Origin of the sequence: Pseudomonas sp. HT11 (assembly GCF_044875395.1) — a bacterium.
Lineage (GTDB): Bacteria > Pseudomonadota > Gammaproteobacteria > Pseudomonadales > Pseudomonadaceae > Aquipseudomonas.
In genome coordinates, this window is record NZ_CP173217.1 from 4,936,847 (window position 1) to 4,954,889 (window position 18,043).

Genomic DNA, 18,043 nt, shown 5'->3' on the forward strand with positions numbered 1-18,043 from the left:
CATCTGCTGACTGATACACCGCCATCGGGGGAAAGCCCCCTCCCACATTTTGAGTGGATTTCAAGCAGGGTCAGGCGATGTCGCGAAGCTCCCTGCGCAAAATCTTGCCTACCGGCGTCATCGGCAGCGAGTCGCGCAACACAATATGCTTGGGCACTTTGTACCCGGTGAAATTGGTCTTGCAGTACGCCTTCAGTTCTTCAAGGCTCACGCCTTGGGTACGCGCCACGACAAACAGCTTCACCGCCTCCCCGGTGCGGTCATCCGGCACGCCGATGACCGCGCAGTTGGCCACCGCCGGGTGGGCCATCACCACGTCTTCGATCTCGTTGGGGTAAACGTTGAAGCCCGAAACGATGATCAGGTCTTTCTTGCGATCAACAATGCTGACGAAGCCATCGTTGTCGATCACCGCAATGTCACCCGTCTTGAACCAACCGTCGGCGTCCAGCGCCTCGGCGGTAGCGGCCGGCTGCTGCCAGTAACCCTTCATCACCTGCGGGCCCTTGATGCACAGTTCGCCGCGCTCACCCAATGGCAGCTCGTGCCCGTCATCGTCGATCACCTTCATCGCTGTACCCGGCACTGGAATCCCCACCGTGCCCAGGCGCGATTGGCTGCCGTACGGGTTGGTGCTGGCCACGGGTGAGGTTTCAGTCAGGCCGTAGCCTTCGCCGATGGAACACCCGGTCACCGCCTTCCAGCGCTCGGCCGTGGCCTTGATCAGGGCGGTGCCGCCGGAGTTGGTGATCTTGAGGTGGGAGAAATCCAGGGTCTTGAAGTCGGGGTGGTCCAGCAGTGCCACAAACAGGGTGTTGAGCCCCAGCAGGCAGGAGAACCGCCACTTTTTCAGCTCTTTGATGAACCCGCCGATGTCGCGCGGGTTGGTGATCAGCACGTTGTGGTTGCCGGTCACCATCATGCACATGCAGTTCGCCGTGAAGGCATAGATGTGGTACAGCGGCAGCGGCGCGATCATCACCTCCTGCCCTTCCTTTACCAGCGGCTGGCCATCGTCGGTGACCTGGGACATGCACGCCCGGACCTGCTGCATATTCGCAACCAGGTTGCCGTGAGTGAGCATCGCGCCCTTGGCCAGGCCAGTGGTGCCGCCGGTGTATTGCAGCACGGCGATGTCATCCAGCGTGACCGGATGCCGGATCACCCCTTGCCCCGCGCCCATGCGCAACGCGCGTTTAAACGACACCGCCCGTGGCAGGTGGTAGGCCGGGACCATTTTCTTGACTTTGTCGACCACGGTGTTGATCAACCAGCCCTTGGCGGCCGGCATGAAGTCGCCCATTTTGGCTTCGATCAGGTAGTCGATCTCGGTGTCAGCGCACACCTCCTGCACCCTCGCACCAAACAGGTTGAGGTACACCAGCGCACGCACGCCGGCATCCTTGAACTGGTGACGCATCTCGCGCGGGGTGTACAACGGGTTGGTGTTGACCACGATCAGCCCGGCGCGCAGTGCGCCGAACACGGCAATCGGGTAATGCAGCACGTTGGGCAACTGCACCGCGATACGCTCGCCCGGCTTGAGGTCGGTGTGTTGCTGCAGGTAACCGGCGAACGCTGCACTCTGCCGCTCAAGCTCGGCGTAGGTCAGGGTGATGCCCATGTTGCTGAACGCCGGACGGTCGGCAAAGGCCTTGCAGGAACGTTCGAAGACTTCGATCACCGACTTGTACGTGGTGAGATCGATGTCGCTGGGAACGCCCGCGGCGCGTTTGTCATTCCAGAAATCAGGTTGCATTATTCTTGTCCTCTTACCTGAGTGTGTCCGACCGCTGCAGCGATAAAAAACGTGCTGCTATAAAAAGCGGAGCTTTGGGGACGTTAGCAGCTATGGCCAAACAGGCAAATACAGGAAAGAGCGTCATTAATTGCGTGAATCTTCCTACAAGGGCCTGCACTGATCAGACGCAAGCCCGAGGATGAGCTATACACTGCAACGACCCTGAGCAAAGGAAGCGCCATGAACCACAGCACCTTCTGGCTGACCGCGAATGACCGCAGCCGCCTGTACGTCAATCAATGGCTGCCGGAAGGCGAGACCCGGGCAATTATCATGCTGTCCCACGGCATGGCCGAGCACAGTGGTCGATATGCACGCCTGGCCCAAGCCCTGTGCGGTGCCGGTTACGGCCTGTATGCGCTGGACCAGCGCGGTCATGGCCGCACCGCCGATGAAGGCACGCTGGGGCTGTACGCCGAAAAGGACGGCTGGAACAAAGTGGTGGGCGACCTGGCCAGCCTCAACCAGCACATCGGCCAGCAGCAACCGGGGCTGCCCATTATTCTGCTGGGCCACAGCATGGGCAGCTACATCGCCCAGGCCTACCTGCTGCACCACAGCGCCAGCCTGAATGGCGCGATTCTCAGCGGTTCGAATTTCCAGCCGATTGCGCTGTACCGCGCGGCGGCGGTGATTGCTCGTATCGAACGGGCACGCCAGGGTTTGCGCGGGCGCAGTGCGCTGATCGAGTTCCTGTCGTTCGGCTCGTTCAATAAAGCCTTCAAGCCCAACCGAACGGCGTTTGATTGGCTCAGTCGCGACCCGGTCGAGGTCGACCAGTACATCACCGACCCGCTTTGCGGCTTTCGCTGCACCAACCAGTTGTGGATCGACCTGCTGGGCGGCTTGCAGCAAATCAGCAAAGCGTCCAATCTCGCGCAGATCGATCCGGGCCTGCCGATCCTGGTGATGGGCGGCGAATGTGATCCGGTGAGTGAAGGCAAGCGTCTCAAAAGCCTGGCCCATGCGTTGCGTGAGGCCGGCTGTCAGCACCTGCAATTGAATATCTACCCGCAGGCGCGTCATGAAGTGTTCAACGAAACCAACCGTGATGAAGTCACAGCGGATGTACTGGCGTGGTTGCAACAGGCTCTGACCTTGCGCAGGCCGACCCGCTGCGAATAATTTTTCGTTTAAAATCAAACGCTTAAAATCATACTGTTTAATTACCGATTAGCCACAGGATGCACCCCGAGATGACTCAGGTTACCAACACCCCGTACGAAGCCCTCGAAGTCGGTCAGACCGCCAGCTACAGCAAGACAGTCGAAGAGCGTGATATCCAGTTGTTTGCCGCGATGTCCGGCGACCACAACCCGGTGCACCTGGATGCCGAGTACGCCAAGGCGACCATGTTCAAGGAGCGTATCGCCCACGGCATGTTCAGCGGCGCCCTGATCAGCGCGGCCGTTGCCTGCGAGCTGCCCGGGCCGGGCACTATCTATATCGGCCAGCAGATGAGCTTCCAGAAGCCAGTGAAAATCGGCGACACCTTGACCGTGCGTCTGGAAATCCTCGAGAAGCTGCCCAAGTTTCGCGTGCGCATCGCCACTCGCGTGTTCAACCAGCGTGATGAGCTGGTAGTGGACGGTGAGGCGGAAATCCTCGCACCCCGCAAGCAGCAGGTGGTGACATTGACCGAACTGCCGCCGATCAGCATCGGCTGATGCCTGGGTATAAAAATCGCCCATAAAAAAGCCCCGCATCAGCGGGGCTTTTTCTAATCAGGCGCGACTCAAGACTGAGCGCGAGCCTGGTTACGCAGGGCTTTCACCTGGTCGTGGTTACGTTGGGCGCCATGGAACTGACGCTCAACCAGGTCACGAATACCCAGCAGGTTGTGCTTGTTGATCTTCTCGATCGCTTCTTTGTAAGCCTTCAGTGCGTGGTCTTCACCGCGCTCGGCTTCGTTCAGCACGGCTTCTTCGTCTTTGCCGGTAACCATCGATTTCACGTCGACCCAACCACGGTGCAGTGCGCCGGCAACCGAACCGGAATTTTCCGGATCGCCACCCAGGGCTTTCACAGCGGTTTGCAGCTCAGCGGCAGCGCTGGCGCAATCGGCGGCACGTTTCTGGAAGAGCGCTTTGAGCTCTGGGTGCTTGATGTCTTCAGCACAAGTTGCGAAGCCTTTCTGGCCGTCTTTGCTGGTCTCGATCAGGTCGTTAAGTACAGAGATCGATTCTTTGTTGATATCAGTCATTTTTCAATTCCTTGTGCGGGTTAAGAAACGTGTATTAATGATTGCAGCGCCCGTGCCAAGTTTTAAAAAACAACTTTTTCCTTATTTTTCAACAAGATAAAAATTATTGAACCATCTGTATGCGAGTTATTTGCATGATCTGTCATTTGGCCTTCATGCAGAATGCCTGTATTTTCCAAGGTCTCGACTTGAACGCTTGAAGACCATGAACCCCGAAAAACTTGAATTGCTGATCACCCGCGAAATGCCCTTCGGCAAATACAAGGGACGGATCATCGCCGACTTGCCCGGCCCCTACCTGAACTGGTTCGCCCGTGAGGGTTTCCCTCACGGCGAGTTGGGCGGCTTGCTGGCGTTGATGCAGGAAATCGACCACAACGGCCTGTCCGAACTATTGGAACCGCTGCGCGTAAAGCACGGCAAACCTGCCCCCCGCCACTGAGAGCCTCGCCATGCCAAGGAATGCAGATAACGAACGTCACTGGCAGGCCATTGCCCAGCGCTATGAGCTGGAACCTGGCCCGATCAATCTGGAAAACGGCTACTTCGGGCGTATGAGCCACGCGGTACGGGCGCAGTACCTGGAGCACGTCGCGTTTATCAACCGCAGCAACTCGCTGTATGTGCGCCAGCGCTTTGAGCAGGGTGAAAACGACGAGGTGCGCCGCCAACTGGCCGGACTGATCGACGCCGACCCGGAGTCGATTGCGTTCACCCGCAATGCCACAGAGGCTTTGCAGTCACTGATCCGCAACTACAACAACCTGCAACCGGGCGACCAAGTGCTGATCAGCGACCTGGAGTACGACACGGTCAAAGGCGCGATGCGCTGGCTGGCGGGCTATCGCGGTGTGGAGGTGATCGAGTTATCCCACCCTCACCCGGCCAGTTTCGACAGCCTGGTGCAGACTTATCGCACTGCGTTTGTGCAGTACCCGCGCCTCAAGTTGATGGCCCTGACCCACGTGACCCACCGCACCGGACTGGTAATGCCCGTCGAGGCGATTGCCAACGCCGCACGTGAGCACGGCGTGGATGTGATCCTCGATGGCGCCCACGCCCTGGGCCAGATCGAATTCAACCCCGCCCAACTGGGCATCCAGTTCGCCGGCTTCAATTTGCACAAATGGATCGGCGCGCCGCTGACCCTGGGCTTTCTGTACATCGCCCCGGAGCGCCTGGCCGATATCGACCCGGACATGGGCGAGTGTCATTACCCGGCCACCGATGTTCGCGCGCGTACGCCCTACAGCACGCCGAATTTCCCGGCGCTGATGACCTTGCCGCTGGTGCTGGAAGAGCACCGTGCACTGGGTGGCTCGGCGGCCAAGGGCGCACGGGTCAATTACCTGCGGGATCTGTGGGTGAACCCGGTGCGTCAGTTGCCGGACATCGAAGTGCTGACGCCGGATGACCCACGGCTGTATTGCGGGATCACGGGGTTCAAGTTCACCGGACGTGATCAGCAGGTGATGGCGGATCGGTTGCTCAAGGACTACGACCTGTTTACCACCACCCGTGTCGGCGCGGCCTTTGGCAGCTGCATTCGGGTGACGCCGGGGTTGGTGACTTCCGCGGCGGACATCGATGCCTTGGTCAAAGCAATAACCGAGCTAAGCGCGGACTGAAATGTGGGAGCGGGCTTGCTCGCGAATAGGCTGGGTCAGTCGACGAATAGGCCAACTGAGCCAGCGCATTCGCGAGCAAGCCCGCTCCCACATTGCTCAGCGTTAGATTTGAGGTTTTCTACAGGCAAAAAAAAGCGGCACACCGACCAAGTGCGCCGCAAAAATGCCGTTAAGCACAGCAACAACGATTCGGTAAATCAGCTCAATCCAGCAGCGCCAGCGCCTGTGCGGTGACTTCCTGGATGCGGGCCCAGTCGCCGTTCTTGATCCATTCCGGATCAAGCATCCAGCTACCGCCCACGCACATCACGTTTTTCAACGCCATGTAGTTTTTGATGTTGGCCGGGCCAACGCCGCCGGTTGGGCAGAATTTCACTTCGCCGAACGGACCACCCAGCGCCTTGATCGCAGCAACGCCGCCACTCACTTCTGCCGGGAACAGCTTGAAGCGGCGATAACCCAGGCCATAGCCTTCCATGATGCCGGAGGCATTGCTGATGCCTGGCAGCAACGGGATCGGGCTGTGCACCGAGGCTTCCAGCAGGTCACGGGTAATGCCTGGCGTGACGATAAACTGCGAGCCGGCCACTTCGGCGGCTTCGAGCATGTGACGGTCGAGCACGGTGCCGGCACCGGTGCACAATTCAGGGCGTTGCTCGCGCAGCACTTGAATCGCCTTGAGGCCGAACTCGGAACGCAAGGTCACTTCCAATGCGGTCAAACCGCCAGCTGCCAGGGCATCGGCCAGCGGCAGAATGTCCTGTTCGCGGGCGATGGTGATCACCGGCAGGATCCGCGCCTTGGCGCAGAGGCTGTCGATCAAGGCAACTTTATCCGCCATGGACACGGTCGGTTGAGGGCTTTTCATAGCGGCTGATCCTTGGCTCATGGGCACCAGTAAATCTCTAAAGTAGGTTGCAAAAACGCGCGTATCGGCATGGCAGCAACGTCATCACTGGCCAGCGCGGCGCTCAAGGTGGTCAATTTTGCGCTGCCGGAAATCGACAGCACGGTGTAGTGGGCCGTGGCCAGCAACGCGCGACTCATGGTCAGGCGCTGGTGCGGCACGGTCGGCGCAAGCATCGGCCAGCAACGGCGGGTACCGTCGGCCTTGAGTGCTTCAGCCAGGTTCGGGCTGTTGGGGAACAGCGACGCGGTGTGGCCGTCATCGCCCATGCCGAGTACCAGCACGTCGATGGCGGGCAACTCTGCCAACTGGCGATCGGCCAATTCGGCGGCATCTTCAAGCGTGGCGGCAACGTGATACAGGCTGAGGAACTTGGCCTTGGCCGCCGGACCTTGCAGCAAGTATTTCTTCAGCAGGCCGGCATTGCTGTCGGCGTGCTCCACCGGCACCCAACGTTCGTCGGCCAGCGTGATGGTGACCTTGGACCAGTCCAGCCCCTGTTTGGCCAGGTTCTGGAAAAACGCCACAGGGCTGCGGCCGCCAGACACCACCAGGGTCGCCTCGCCACGGGCACTGATGGCCGCGCGCAGTTGCTCGGCCACGTCATTGGCCAGGCCATCGGCCAGCAATACAGGCGTGCGGTACTCATGAGCAGTTACGCCCTGAGGCAGTTTCAATTCAGATATCGCCATACCATGACCTCCCATCCCGCGTGATCAGTGCAATTGAGCTCATCGGCCCCCAGGAGCCCGCCGCGTACGGCTTGGGCGCATCACCGGATTTTTTCCACCCGGCGATCAACTGGTCACACCACTTCCACGCGGCTTCGATTTCATCTTTGCGAACAAACAGGTTCTGATTGCCGCGCATCACTTCCAGCAACAACCGCTCGTAGGCATCCGGAATACGGGTGCTGCGATAGGTGTCGGAAAAATTCAGTTGCAGCGGGCCACTGCGCAGTTGCATGCCTTTGTCCAGGCCCTGCTCCTTGGTCATCACACGCAAGGAAATACCTTCGTCCGGTTGCAGGCGGATGATCAGTTTGTTGCTGATCTGCAGGCGCTGCTCGGGGGCGAAGATGTAGTGGGACGGTTCCTTGAAGTGGATGACGATCTGCGACAGCTTTTGCGGCATGCGCTTGCCGGTACGCAGGTAGAACGGCACCCCGGCCCAACGCCAGTTACGGATATCGGCACGCAGGGCGACAAACGTTTCGGTGTCGCTCTGGGTGTTGGAATTCTCTTCTTCCAGGTAACCCGGCACCGGCTTGCCGGCGCTGTAGCCGGCGATGTACTGGCCGCGCACCACTTGGGTGGTCAGGCCTTCCGGGCTGATCGGCGCCAGCGCCTTGAGCACCTTGACCTTCTCGTCACGGATGCTGTCGGCGGACAGGTCGGCCGGCGGGTCCATGGCGATCAGGCAAAGCAGTTGCAACAGGTGGTTCTGGATCATGTCGCGCAGCTGGCCGGCCTTGTCGAAGTAACCCCAGCGGCCTTCGATACCGACCTGCTCGGCCACGGTGATTTCCACGTGGGAAATGTAGTGCTGGTTCCACTGGGTTTCGAACAGGCTGTTGGCAAAACGCAACGCGATCAGGTTCTGGACCGTCTCTTTGCCCAGGTAGTGGTCGATACGGTAGGTGCGGTTTTCCGGGAAAAACTGCGCCACGGCGTCGTTGACCTTGCGCGAGGACTCCAGGTCCGAACCGATGGGTTTTTCAAGCACGACGCGGGTGTTTTCCGCCAGGCCGACCTTGGCCAGGTTTTCGCAGATCGCCCCGTAAACAGCCGCCGGGGTGGCGAAATAGGCGATCAAGCGTTGGTCGCTACCGACCTTCTCGGCCAGGCCGACGTAATCGTCGGCTTTCATGAAATCGACATGCACATAGGCCAGGCGCGCGAGGAAGCGTGTGGCCACGGCTTCATCAAGTTCCTTGCCGACGTACTTACGCAGTTCTTTCTCGATGTGGGCCATGTGCTGCTGTTCGGAGCCGGCCTCACGGGCCAGGGCCAGGATGCGCGTGTCGTCGTGCAGGAGGCCCGCGCCATCGAGTTGATAGAGAGCAGGAAATAACTTGCGCAGCGCCAGATCACCCAACGCGCCAAACAGGGCAAAGGTGCAGGGTTCTACGGTTATCGAAGGCATGATGTTTGTTCTTTTATCAAGTTAAGCTACAAATACCTTTTTTCAAGGCATCACTCAAGGAAAAATGTAGTAATAACCACAACATTTTCCCGAAATACGCATTCCGAGTGGTGGTGTTCAGCTACCCTCAGTAGGATAGGCCACCGCAAAGAACCACTCGTCGATTGGTTACCGCCCTTAATTTGCATCGTCGCCCGAAGGAAAGACTGAATGGACCGCGTGCGAAATCTTCTGGAACAGATCCGGAACCGCCTCGAAGAATTGAACAAGGCCGAGAAAAAAGTCGCCGAGGTTATCCTGCTCAACCCGCAGCAGGCGACCCGCTTCTCTATCGCCGCCCTCGCCCAAGCCGCCTCGGTCAGTGAACCGACGGTCAACCGTTTCTGCCGTTCGTTCGGCGTCAGCGGTTACCCTGAACTTAAATTGCAGCTGGCGCAAAGTTTGGCCAGTGGCGCGGCGTATGTCAGCCGCGCCGTGGAAGCCGATGATAACCCTGAGGCCTACACGCAGAAGATCTTTGGCAGCGCCATTGCCTCGCTGGACAGCGCCTGCCAGGCCCTGGACCCGGCCCTGATCAGCAAGGCCGTGGACCTGTTGATCCAGGCGCGGCAGATCCACTTCTTCGGCCTTGGCGCTTCGGCCCCGGTGGCCATGGATGCGCTGCACAAATTTTTTCGCTTCAACCTGGCCGTGACCGCGCATGCCGACGTGCTGATGCAGCGCATGATCGCGTCTGTGGCGCATACGGGCGAGCTGTTCGTGATTATTTCCTACACCGGGCGTACCCGTGAGTTGGTGGAAGTGGCGCGCATCGCCCGGGAAAACGGTGCGTCAGTGCTGGGCGTGACCGCCGAGAACTCGCCACTGGCCAAGGCCAGTACGGTAAGCCTGAACATTCCGCTGCCCGAAGACACGGACATCTACATGCCGATGACCTCGCGGATCATCCAGCTCACCGTGCTGGATGTACTGGCGACCGGCATGACCTTGCGCCGCGGGGTGGATTTCCAGCCGCATTTGCGCAAGATCAAAGAGAGCCTGAATGACAGCCGGTATCCGGTGGGGGATGAGTTCAACTAAGCCAGCCTGTGTGCTGGCTTCACTGGCCTCATCGGGGGCAAGCCCCCTCCCACAGTTTGATTTGTGAATACCTTCAAATGTGGGAGGGGGCTTGCCCCCGATGAGGCCATCAGCCGCACCACTAAGCCCCTGCCCTGGCCTGCAAACTCAAATGCGCCCTCTCCCCCGGTGCCAAGCTCGCACCGGCCATCGCCGACTCCACGCACACAAACCCTGACGCCTCGTTAAAGCTCACGCCCAACAACGGCCGGCTGCCCGGGTGCCACACCACGGTGTCGGCGCTGTCGCCGGTGTCGATGCACAATTCGCGCTGCCAGGCATGGTCCTTGAGGTGCAATTCGCCCTCGTGCTGGAACACCCGCTGGCACCCGCCATCCACGCGCAGCTCGCCTTCCTGCTGGCAAGCCTGGCGATTGAGCTGGTCGTAACCTTGCGCGCCATCAAGCCCAGACAGCGCTATCTCATCCACATGACCAATACGCCAATAGGCGTGCAAAGCATGGCTCAATTGGCACGGCAACTCGTCCTGATGCTCGGTGCACAGGCGCAGTTCCAGGGTTTCACCCAGGTGTGCATGCAGGTCGACCTGCCAGTCGCACAGCTGCAATTGCCAGTGCAGGCGCACACCGTCGTCGTCGGTGCTGCTGTCGAGCAGCTTCCAGTCGATCAGCCGCGCCCACCCATGGGAAGGCCACGCGTTTTCGCTCGGATGACGCCCATACCACGGCCAGCACACCGGCACGCCGCCTCGGATGGCGCCGACTTGCGGCCACTTGGCTGCGCACCACAGCCAGGGTTTCTGGCCACGCGGTTGAAAGTGCAGCAATTGCGCGCCCTGACGGCTGAACACTGCCTGGCACAACGGATGGTCGATGACCAACACGTCGCGCATCTGAAAGCGTTCCCAGGCGAACACCGGACGCTCGCGCAGGGATTTGAAAAAGCGTTGCAGCGGATGCTCATGCATGTGCCACGGTCCCGAAGTTCTTCACAGTGCAATCCAAAAAAAAGCGGATAGCCATGGCTATCCGCAAAATGCGCACAGAGAGAAGGAGCTTATCGCAACAGCGTTAGAACGTAGACTGAATTTTCAGGCCCGCTACTACCGCGTTGTCGACTTGTTTCACACCACCTGGGTTGGCGATGTATTGCAGGTTAGGACGCACGGTCAGCCAGTTGGTGACGTGGATGCCGTAGTTGAGTTCGACGTTGTACTCGGTGTTACGCAGCGGTGCGTAACCGGACTGGTCGTAGTCGGTGAAGCCACCGGCCGCGTTGAGCAACTCAGCGTTTTTCTTCACGTCACTGTTGGCATGGATGCGGGAAACACCGATACCGACGTCATCTTTGGTACGTGCGTCGAATGGCCCTTTATACACAAGCATCAGCGACTGGTAGTTGTCGACCAGGTTGGTGTCTTTGTCGTGGAAGGTCACGTTGGCCGCAATGTTCAGGCCGCGCGAAGCATCGCCATTGTGCGTGGTGAGTTGCTGTTGCAGAACGCCCCAGTAGCCGCTTTTGCTGCTGCGCACGCGGAACGCCGCACCGGTGGTGCCCGCATCGTTACCGTTGACGTCTTCACGTACGTCGGTAGCGTCAGCGGTGCTCTTGTAGTAACCCACACGGTATTCGCCCGGCAGGCCATTGACCTTCGGCGACCAGACCAATTCCACCGGCAATACGGTGCCCTTGGTGCCGCTGCCGCTGAGTTTGAAGCCGTTGCCGTGCTCCAGCTGCGATGGGTTCTGGTTGTACGCACCGATTTGCGCATACAGCTCAGGCGTGATGTTGTACTTCACGCGGATCGCTGCCTGGCTGACAGGCCAGTTGTACCAGGTGTTGACGTAGTTACCCACTTGCGAGCCGCAGAACGACAGGTTCTGGAAGTCGCACGGGAAGGTGTTGAAGTCTTCGCCTTCACCGAAGTAACCGAGCTTCACGTCCAACTTGTTGTCGAACATCTGGTGCTGAATCCAGAACTGGGTCAGACGCACCATGTGGCCTCGGCCATCAACTTCTTGAGACGAACTCAAGGTGCCGGCACGCGGGTCACCAATGCGGTCATTGGAGATGTTTGCGCCGTTCCGGTTGGTCAGTTGGATCTTGGCCTGGGTGTTATCCCAGCCCCACAGCTTTTGCAGATCCAGTGCTACGCCCAGACCGAACTGGTCAGCGTAACGGGCAGTTTTGTCGTTGTTGTAGCCACCGCTCAGGTTGCCACCGACTTCCCCAACGTAATCAGCCTTGATATCGATACCTTGCTCGATCAGCTTGGTACGCTCGCCGCCCCAATCGCCGGTCATCCACTTGGAATCGGCACTGAAAGCATCGTCCGCCATCGCACTGGCGGACAATACCAGGGCTGCTGCCGCTGACAGTTGGCAGATCAGCCGGGTGTTGTTGTGTTGCTTTTTCATCCCTACATCCTCGTCTTTATTGTTATTAAACTGTTTTTATCTAACGCGGGTTACTTTTTTTAACCAAAACAACAAGTTATCCATTCAGGCGCAACACTCAGCGTCCCTTGAATTGGGCCACATTATCCGCACGGTCCTGTGCTGGCAATGAAGCGGCAGTGCCCAGGCGCTCGCCGGTGTTGGCGTCAAACAGCAGCACCTTGGCTGGATCGAATTGCAGGGTCAGGGTCTCGCCCACCTGCGGCGCCACGTCGGGCGCCAGGCGGCAGCAGACCTTGGTGTCGTTCAGTTGCACGAACACCAGGGTGTCCGGACCGGTCGGCTCGGTGACCTGGACTTCGGCACGAATGCTCGATGCGCTGTCGCCCTCGCCTGCCGCCAGCATGATCTGCTCCGGGCGCAGGCCCAGGATCACGTCGCGGTCTTCGAGGCCGGCGTCCGACACGTTAAGCGCCAGCTCGCAGCGCGCCTGGCCGCTGTCGAGCAGCGCCACCAGACGACCGTCCTTGCGTTGCAGGCGCAGCGGCACGAAGTTCATCGGCGGCGAACCAATGAAGCTCGCCACAAATTGGTTGGCCGGGTTGTTGTAGATCTCTTTTGGCGTGCCGAACTGCTGGATGATGCCGTCCTTCATCACCGCCACTTTGTCGCCCAGGGTCATCGCTTCGATCTGATCGTGGGTGACGTAGACGGTGGTGGTTTTCAGACGCTGGTGCATCAGTTTCATTTCGGTGCGCATCTCGACGCGCAGCTTGGCGTCGAGGTTGGACAGCGGTTCGTCGAACAGATAGATCTTCGGCCGACGTGCCAGGGCACGGCCCATGGCCACACGCTGTTGCTGGCCACCGGACAGTTGTCCCGGTTTACGGTTGAGCAAGTGTTCGATCTGCAGCAGCTTGGCCACGCGCGCCACTTCGGTGTCGATATCGGCCTGGCTCATTTTGCGAATCTTCAGGCCGAACTCGATGTTCTCGCGCACGCTCATGGTCGGGTACAGCGCGTAGGACTGGAACACCATGGCGATGTCGCGATCCTTGGGGCTCATGCCGCTGACGTCTTTATCACCGATCATGATCGCGCCGCCGGTGATGGTTTCAAGCCCGGCGATGCAGTTCATCAGCGTTGATTTACCGCAACCCGAAGGGCCGACCAGGATCAGGAATTCGCCTTCCCTGATCGACAGTTCGATGTTCTTCAAGGTGTCGGGCAGGCCGGCGCCATAGGTCTTGTTTACATTGCGAAGTTCAAGCGTAGCCATGATTACCCCTTGACCGCGCCGGCCGTGAGGCCGCGCACGAAATACTTGCCTGCGATCACATAGACCAGCAGGGTCGGCAGCCCGGCGATCATCGCCGCCGCCATATCCACGTTATATTCCTTGGCCCCGGTGCTGGTGTTGACCAGGTTGTTCAGCGCCACCGTGATGGGCTGCGAGTCGCCGCTGGAGAACACCACACCGAACAGGAAGTCGTTCCAGATCTGGGTGAACTGCCAGATCAGGCAGACCATGATGATCGGCGTCGACATCGGCAGAATGATCTGACGGAAGATGGTGAAAAAACCCGCACCGTCCAGCCGTGCCGCCTTGATCAGCGCATCCGGAATGCTCACGTAGTAGTTACGGAAGAACAGTGTAGTAAACGCCAACCCGTAGACCACGTGCACAAACACCAGGCCGGTGGTGGTGCTGGCCAGGCCCATTTTGCCGAGGGTGAACGAGGCCGGCAGCAGTACGGTCTGGAACGGCAGGAAGCAGCCGAACAACAGCAGGCCGAAGAACAACTGCGAGCCTTTGAAGCGCCAGAACGACAGCACGTAGCCGTTCAGCGCGCCGATGGCGGTGGAGATGAGTACGGCCGGAACGGTGATCTTGATCGAGTTCCAGAAGTAGCCATCTACAGTGGCCCAGGCCTTGACCCAGCCGATGCCGGTGACCACGGTCGGCCAGCTCAGCAGGTTGCCGGTGCTGATGTCTTCCGGGGTTTTGAAGCTGGTCAGCAGCATCACCACCAGCGGCACCAGGTACAGCAGCACCGCGAGGATCAGCACCGCGTAGATCGCGACGCGACTCAGGCTGATGGTCGGTTTGGAAGCGAGACTAGTCATTACGCTTGGTCCTCAGCTCGGAGTACAGGTAAGGCACGATGATCGCGAGGATCGCGCCGAGCATCAGGATTGCACTGGCCGAGCCCATGCCCATCTGGCCACGACTGAAGGTGAACGAGTACATGAACATCGCAGGCAGGTCGGAGGAGTAGCCCGGGCCGCCGGCGGTCATTGCCGCGACCAGGTCGAAGCTCTTGATGGCAATGTGCGCCAGGATCATTACCGCACTGAAGAACACCGGACGCAGGCTGGGCAGCACCACGCTCCAGTAGATGCGCGGCAGGCTCGCGCCGTCGATCTGCGCGGCACGGATGATCGACTGATCAACGCCGCGCAGGCCGGCGAGGAACATCGCCATGATGAAACCGGAGGCTTGCCACACGGCGGCAATCACCAGGCAGTACACGACGCGGTCGGGGTCGATCAGCCAGTCGAGACGGAAGCCTTCCCAGCCCCAGTCACGCAGAAGTTTGTCCAGGCCCATGCCCGGGTTGAGCAGCCATTTCCAGGCGGTACCGGTGACGATCATCGAGAGCGCCATCGGGTACAGGTAAATGGTGCGGATAAAACCTTCGCGGCGGATTTTCTGGTCGAGGAAGATCGCCAGGGTCACGCCAATCACCAGGGTGATACCGATAAACATCCCGCCAAAAACAGCCAGGTTCTTGCTCGCTACCCACCAGCGGTCGTTGTCGAACAACCGCGCGTATTGCGCAAGGCCGGCCCATTTGTAACTCGGCAGGAAGGTGGATGTGGTGAACGACAGCACGAACGTCCACAGGATGTAGCCATAAAAGCCCACCAGCACGATGAACATGCTGGGCGCCAGCACCAGTTTAGGGAGCCAGCGCTGCAGTGCATCGAACGGCGAGGCCTTGCTGAACACAGCAACAGAACTCATGGGAAAATCCAGTACAGGGAAAAAGGACTACAGGAACAAACCTTGTGAGGGGTCAGGGGGTTTCCCCTCACAAGGATCAGCCGTGCTAACCGTTACTTCGCAGACTTGATCGCAGCGCCGAGTTTCTTGGCGGTGTCGGCCGGGTCGGCTTTCGGGTCGTTGATGTAGTTGGTCACGACATCAAAGAACGCACCTTGCACGGCCAGGGTGGTGGCCATGTTGTGCGCCATGCTTGGCTGCAGGCCGCCCGTCTTGGCGTCAGCCAGGAAGTCTTTGGCAGCGGTCTGGGCGCAGGAGTCGAAACCGAGCTTGTCCATTTCGTTGAGCATGTCGGTGCGCACAGGGATCGAGCCCTTGTTGATGCTGAAGACTTTCTGGAAGTTTTCACCCAGCACGACTTTGGCGATGTCCTGCTGACCGGCAGCAGTGCCTTTGTCTTTCTGCTTGAACACCGCCAGGGAGTCGATGTTGTAGGTGAAGGCTTTGTCGGTGCCCGGGAAGGCTACGCACTCGTAATCCTTACCGGCGACTTTCTTGGCGGCGGTCCACTCGGACTTGGCCCAGTCACCCATGATCTGCATGCCGGCCTTGCCGTTGATGACCTTGCCTGCTTCCAGGTTCCAGTCCTGGCCTTTGCCGTCGACGTCCATGTAGGTCGCGACTTTCTTCAGCTCAGTCAGGGCCTTGACCATTTCAGGACCGGTCAGCGCGCCATTGTCCAGGTCAACCAGGGCTTTCTTGTAGCCGTCGGCACCCATCACCGACAGTACGACCGCTTCGAACACGGTGCTGTCCTGCCAAGGCTGGCCACCGTGGGCGAGCGGAATGAAGCCCGCGGCTTTGAGCTTGTCGCCGGCTGCGTAGAATTCTTCGAGGGTGGTCGGGTTCTTGGTGATACCGGCTTTCTTGAAGACTTCCGGGTTGATCCACAGCCAGTTGACGCGGTGGATGTTGACCGGTACGGCAACGTAGTTACCTTCGTACTTCACGGTATCGGAGACTTTCTTGTCGAGCAGGGAGTCCCACTTTTCTTCTTTGGCGACGTCTTTGAGCACGTCGGTGTCGAGCAAGCCAGTGGACGCCCATTCCTGGATGTCGGGGCCTTTGATCTGGGCAACGCCAGGCGGGTTGCCGGCAACTGCGCGGCTTTTCAGCACGGTCATGGCCGTGGCACCACCGCCGCCTGCGACAGCACCGTCTTTCCAGGTGAAGCCGTCTTTCTCAACTTGGGCCTTCAGGACATCTACAGCCGCTTTTTCACCGCCCGAGGTCCACCAATGCACAACTTCAACCGTCCCTTTCGAGTCGGCGGCAAATGCACTGAGGGGAAACAACGAGGCAATGGAAATAGCTACGGCGAGGCGATTAATCGCGTTCATCTGAGTACCTTTTCTTGTTGTTATGCATGCAAGTCTAGAGCTTGCGCTGCACGGAGTTTAAACAGGGATTTTCAAGGCGCAGGTAACAAAGGGACGTACAAATGTCACCATTTGGTGACATAACAACCCTGTGCCAAAGCGCTGGTCATGCTGGGTGACAAGGGTAGCGCAGGCAGCACCACCGCTTGCCAGGCGTGATAAAGGTCTGGCTTGCCGCCCCAAATCTTGCTGCTGGGCTGGTTGTGCGGACTCAGCTCGTGGTGCCAGCTGCCCTGGATACGGTCGATAAAGTAGTTTTCGCAAAACTCCCAAAACCGCCGATACCAGGTTTCGTAATGCAGCTCTGCGGTGCGTTTGAGCAACGCTTGGGCAGCGGCGCTGGCTTCGGCATGGGTCCAGTGCAGGCGCTCGCGCACCACCGGGCGGTGGTTCCAATCGAGCGTGTAGACAATGCCGGGCGCGCCGTCCACGGCCCAGGCGTATTCGCAGGCACTGGCGAACAAGCCCTTGGCATCGGTGACCAGCCAGTCCGGAGTCGTCAGCCCGGCTTGCAGGCGGGCGGCCTCCAGGTGCAGCAGCAGCCGCGCCCACTCAAAACCGTGGCCGGGGGTGATGCCATAAGGGCGAAAGCCGTCGGCGGGATTGTCTTCGTTGTAGCCCAGCAGCGGTTGCCACCGGGCGTCGAAATGCTCGATGACCATGAACTGGTTGCCGGCGGCGCAGGTGTGAATAACGCGCTCGACAATACGCAGTGCGCGGTCCAGCCAGCGCGTGTCTGCGGTGACATCGGCCAGCGCCAGAAACGCTTCGGTAGCGTGCATGTTGCTGTTGGCGCCGCGATAAGCCTCCACACCGGTCCAGTCCTGGGCAAAGGACTCGAGCATGGCGCCCTCCGCCTCGCTCCAAAAGAACTGGTCGATGATGTGCACGGCGTCGTTCAACAGATTCTGAGCACCGGGCGCGCCCACTGCCACCGCCGAACTCGCGGCGAGGGCAACGAAAGCATGCAGGTAAGCGGCCTTGCCACGGTTGCCATCGACGGCGTGGGCCGCGGCGAACCAACCGCCGTGCTCGCTATCACGCAATGGGCCACTCAGGGCCGCGACGCCGTGCGCCACCAGGTCGACATAACCGGGCAGGCCCATGGCGTGGGCCATGGCGAAGCTGTGGGTCATGCGGGCGGTGTTCATGGTTTCGGCGTGGGCATCGGCCGGCAATTGGCCTTGATCATCGAGGTTGCCAAAACCGTCAGGCAGGCGCGAGGCCTTGGCGAATGCCAGCAGGCGCTGGCCTTCGGTGGCGAGCCAGCTGTGATGGGCAGGTGCGTTCAGCCAACTACTGGCAGGCAGTGGTTGCATGGTCATGGGTGGCCCTTATTATTTTTTATGGGATGACCGGAGTCTAAACAAGGGTGACATGAGGGCAAGTAACGAAGGGGACTGGAAATGTCACCAGCCGGTGACAATCCAGACGCGA

General features: G+C 59.6%; 17 protein-coding genes. 5 read left to right on the top strand and 12 right to left on the bottom strand.

The window, feature by feature from the left end:
* Positions 1-70: 70 nt before the first annotated feature.
* Complete coding sequence (gene fadD2 / locus ABWL43_RS22840) at positions 71-1,759, bottom strand: long-chain-fatty-acid--CoA ligase FadD2 (protein ID WP_404484545.1); 1,689 nt, start codon at positions 1,757-1,759, stop codon at positions 71-73.
* A gap of 222 nt (positions 1,760-1,981) precedes the next feature.
* Between fadD2 and ABWL43_RS22845 the strand changes: the two genes are divergently transcribed.
* Together ABWL43_RS22845 and ABWL43_RS22850 are read left to right on the top strand one after the other, a co-directional pair.
* The gene (locus ABWL43_RS22845; RefSeq protein ID WP_262210418.1) at positions 1,982-2,926 is read left to right on the top strand and encodes an alpha/beta hydrolase; all 945 of its coding nucleotides are present in this window, start codon (positions 1,982-1,984) and stop codon (positions 2,924-2,926) included.
* 71 nt (positions 2,927-2,997) lie between these two features.
* Complete coding sequence (locus ABWL43_RS22850) at positions 2,998-3,468, top strand: MaoC family dehydratase (RefSeq protein WP_003175719.1); 471 nt, start codon at positions 2,998-3,000, stop codon at positions 3,466-3,468.
* Positions 3,469-3,536: 68 nt separating this feature from the next.
* Here ABWL43_RS22850 and ABWL43_RS22855 read toward each other — a convergent pair whose 3' ends face one another.
* Positions 3,537-4,004: a PA2169 family four-helix-bundle protein gene (locus ABWL43_RS22855; RefSeq protein WP_145159513.1), complete on the bottom strand. Its 468-nt coding sequence runs from the start codon at positions 4,002-4,004 to the stop codon at positions 3,537-3,539.
* Between the two features lie 205 nt (positions 4,005-4,209).
* Between ABWL43_RS22855 and ABWL43_RS22860 the strand changes: the two genes are divergently transcribed.
* Positions 4,210-4,446, top strand: a complete 237-nt coding sequence (locus tag ABWL43_RS22860; RefSeq protein WP_017139191.1) for a DUF3820 family protein — start codon at positions 4,210-4,212, stop codon at positions 4,444-4,446.
* A 10-nt stretch (positions 4,447-4,456) separates the two neighbouring features.
* Positions 4,457-5,632, top strand: coding sequence for an aminotransferase class V-fold PLP-dependent enzyme (locus ABWL43_RS22865; RefSeq protein ID WP_404484549.1), 1,176 nt, complete (start codon positions 4,457-4,459; stop codon positions 5,630-5,632).
* Between the two features lie 202 nt (positions 5,633-5,834).
* On the opposite strand, the gene ABWL43_RS22870 is transcribed toward ABWL43_RS22865, so the two are convergent.
* The 3 genes from ABWL43_RS22870 to zwf are packed head-to-tail and all read right to left on the bottom strand — an operon-like array spanning position 5,835 to position 8,684.
* Positions 5,835-6,500 (bottom strand): bifunctional 4-hydroxy-2-oxoglutarate aldolase/2-dehydro-3-deoxy-phosphogluconate aldolase, encoded by a 666-nt coding sequence (locus ABWL43_RS22870; protein ID WP_106578446.1) that lies wholly within the window; start codon positions 6,498-6,500, stop codon positions 5,835-5,837.
* A 17-nt stretch (positions 6,501-6,517) separates the two neighbouring features.
* Positions 6,518-7,231: a 6-phosphogluconolactonase gene (pgl, locus tag ABWL43_RS22875; RefSeq protein ID WP_145159519.1), complete on the bottom strand. Its 714-nt coding sequence runs from the start codon at positions 7,229-7,231 to the stop codon at positions 6,518-6,520.
* The gene (gene zwf / locus ABWL43_RS22880; protein ID WP_106578444.1) at positions 7,218-8,684 is read right to left on the bottom strand and encodes a glucose-6-phosphate dehydrogenase; all 1,467 of its coding nucleotides are present in this window, start codon (positions 8,682-8,684) and stop codon (positions 7,218-7,220) included. The genes pgl and zwf overlap by 14 nt, the downstream gene beginning before the upstream one ends.
* Before the next feature lie 219 nt (positions 8,685-8,903).
* On the opposite strand from zwf, the gene ABWL43_RS22885 reads away from it, so the two are divergent.
* The gene (locus ABWL43_RS22885) at positions 8,904-9,764 is read left to right on the top strand and encodes a MurR/RpiR family transcriptional regulator (protein ID WP_170039859.1); all 861 of its coding nucleotides are present in this window, start codon (positions 8,904-8,906) and stop codon (positions 9,762-9,764) included.
* Between the two features lie 121 nt (positions 9,765-9,885).
* Here ABWL43_RS22885 and ABWL43_RS22890 read toward each other — a convergent pair whose 3' ends face one another.
* The 7 genes from ABWL43_RS22890 to ABWL43_RS22920 form a co-directional block, all read right to left on the bottom strand.
* On the bottom strand, positions 9,886-10,731 hold the full coding sequence (locus ABWL43_RS22890) for a D-hexose-6-phosphate mutarotase (RefSeq protein WP_124418336.1): 846 nt from the start codon (positions 10,729-10,731) through the stop codon (positions 9,886-9,888).
* Positions 10,732-10,834: 103 nt separating this feature from the next.
* The gene (locus ABWL43_RS22895) at positions 10,835-12,181 is read right to left on the bottom strand and encodes a carbohydrate porin (protein ID WP_404484554.1); all 1,347 of its coding nucleotides are present in this window, start codon (positions 12,179-12,181) and stop codon (positions 10,835-10,837) included.
* Positions 12,182-12,278: 97 nt separating this feature from the next.
* Positions 12,279-13,439 carry an ABC transporter ATP-binding protein gene (locus ABWL43_RS22900; RefSeq protein ID WP_404484556.1) on the bottom strand — a complete coding sequence of 387 codons (1,161 nt, stop codon included), beginning with the start codon at positions 13,437-13,439 and terminating at the stop codon, positions 12,279-12,281.
* Positions 13,440-13,441: 2 nt separating this feature from the next.
* Positions 13,442-14,287: a carbohydrate ABC transporter permease gene (locus tag ABWL43_RS22905; RefSeq protein ID WP_106578440.1), complete on the bottom strand. Its 846-nt coding sequence runs from the start codon at positions 14,285-14,287 to the stop codon at positions 13,442-13,444.
* The gene (locus ABWL43_RS22910; protein ID WP_053257700.1) at positions 14,280-15,188 is read right to left on the bottom strand and encodes a carbohydrate ABC transporter permease; all 909 of its coding nucleotides are present in this window, start codon (positions 15,186-15,188) and stop codon (positions 14,280-14,282) included. Before ABWL43_RS22910 ends, ABWL43_RS22905 begins: the two co-directional genes overlap by 8 nt.
* 92 nt (positions 15,189-15,280) lie before the next feature.
* The gene (locus ABWL43_RS22915; protein ID WP_106578439.1) at positions 15,281-16,567 is read right to left on the bottom strand and encodes an ABC transporter substrate-binding protein; all 1,287 of its coding nucleotides are present in this window, start codon (positions 16,565-16,567) and stop codon (positions 15,281-15,283) included.
* Between the two features lie 104 nt (positions 16,568-16,671).
* Entirely contained in the window at positions 16,672-17,931 is a 1,260-nt protein-coding gene (locus tag ABWL43_RS22920) for an AGE family epimerase/isomerase (RefSeq protein ID WP_404484560.1), read from the bottom strand.
* Positions 17,932-18,043: the final 112 nt, after the last annotated feature.

Excerpts from the sequence above, each read along its gene's own strand:
- fadD2 (WP_404484545.1), bottom strand. The coding sequence starts at position 1,759 with ATGCAACCTGATTTCTGGAATGACAAACGCGCCGCGGGCGTTCCCAGC.
- ABWL43_RS22845 (WP_262210418.1), top strand. The coding sequence starts at position 1,982 with ATGAACCACAGCACCTTCTGGCTGACCGCGAATGACCGCAGCCGCCTG.
- ABWL43_RS22850 (WP_003175719.1), top strand. The coding sequence starts at position 2,998 with ATGACTCAGGTTACCAACACCCCGTACGAAGCCCTCGAAGTCGGTCAG.
- ABWL43_RS22855 (WP_145159513.1), bottom strand. The coding sequence starts at position 4,004 with ATGACTGATATCAACAAAGAATCGATCTCTGTACTTAACGACCTGATC.
- ABWL43_RS22860 (WP_017139191.1), top strand. The coding sequence starts at position 4,210 with ATGAACCCCGAAAAACTTGAATTGCTGATCACCCGCGAAATGCCCTTC.
- ABWL43_RS22865 (WP_404484549.1), top strand. The coding sequence starts at position 4,457 with ATGCCAAGGAATGCAGATAACGAACGTCACTGGCAGGCCATTGCCCAG.
- ABWL43_RS22870 (WP_106578446.1), bottom strand. The coding sequence starts at position 6,500 with ATGAAAAGCCCTCAACCGACCGTGTCCATGGCGGATAAAGTTGCCTTG.
- pgl (WP_145159519.1), bottom strand. The coding sequence starts at position 7,231 with ATGGCGATATCTGAATTGAAACTGCCTCAGGGCGTAACTGCTCATGAG.
- zwf (WP_106578444.1), bottom strand. The coding sequence starts at position 8,684 with ATGCCTTCGATAACCGTAGAACCCTGCACCTTTGCCCTGTTTGGCGCG.
- ABWL43_RS22890 (WP_124418336.1), bottom strand. The coding sequence starts at position 10,731 with ATGCATGAGCATCCGCTGCAACGCTTTTTCAAATCCCTGCGCGAGCGT.
- ABWL43_RS22895 (WP_404484554.1), bottom strand. The coding sequence starts at position 12,181 with ATGAAAAAGCAACACAACAACACCCGGCTGATCTGCCAACTGTCAGCG.
- ABWL43_RS22900 (WP_404484556.1), bottom strand. The coding sequence starts at position 13,439 with ATGGCTACGCTTGAACTTCGCAATGTAAACAAGACCTATGGCGCCGGC.
- ABWL43_RS22905 (WP_106578440.1), bottom strand. The coding sequence starts at position 14,287 with ATGACTAGTCTCGCTTCCAAACCGACCATCAGCCTGAGTCGCGTCGCG.
- ABWL43_RS22910 (WP_053257700.1), bottom strand. The coding sequence starts at position 15,188 with ATGAGTTCTGTTGCTGTGTTCAGCAAGGCCTCGCCGTTCGATGCACTG.
- ABWL43_RS22915 (WP_106578439.1), bottom strand. The coding sequence starts at position 16,567 with ATGAACGCGATTAATCGCCTCGCCGTAGCTATTTCCATTGCCTCGTTG.
- ABWL43_RS22920 (WP_404484560.1), bottom strand. The coding sequence starts at position 17,931 with ATGACCATGCAACCACTGCCTGCCAGTAGTTGGCTGAACGCACCTGCC.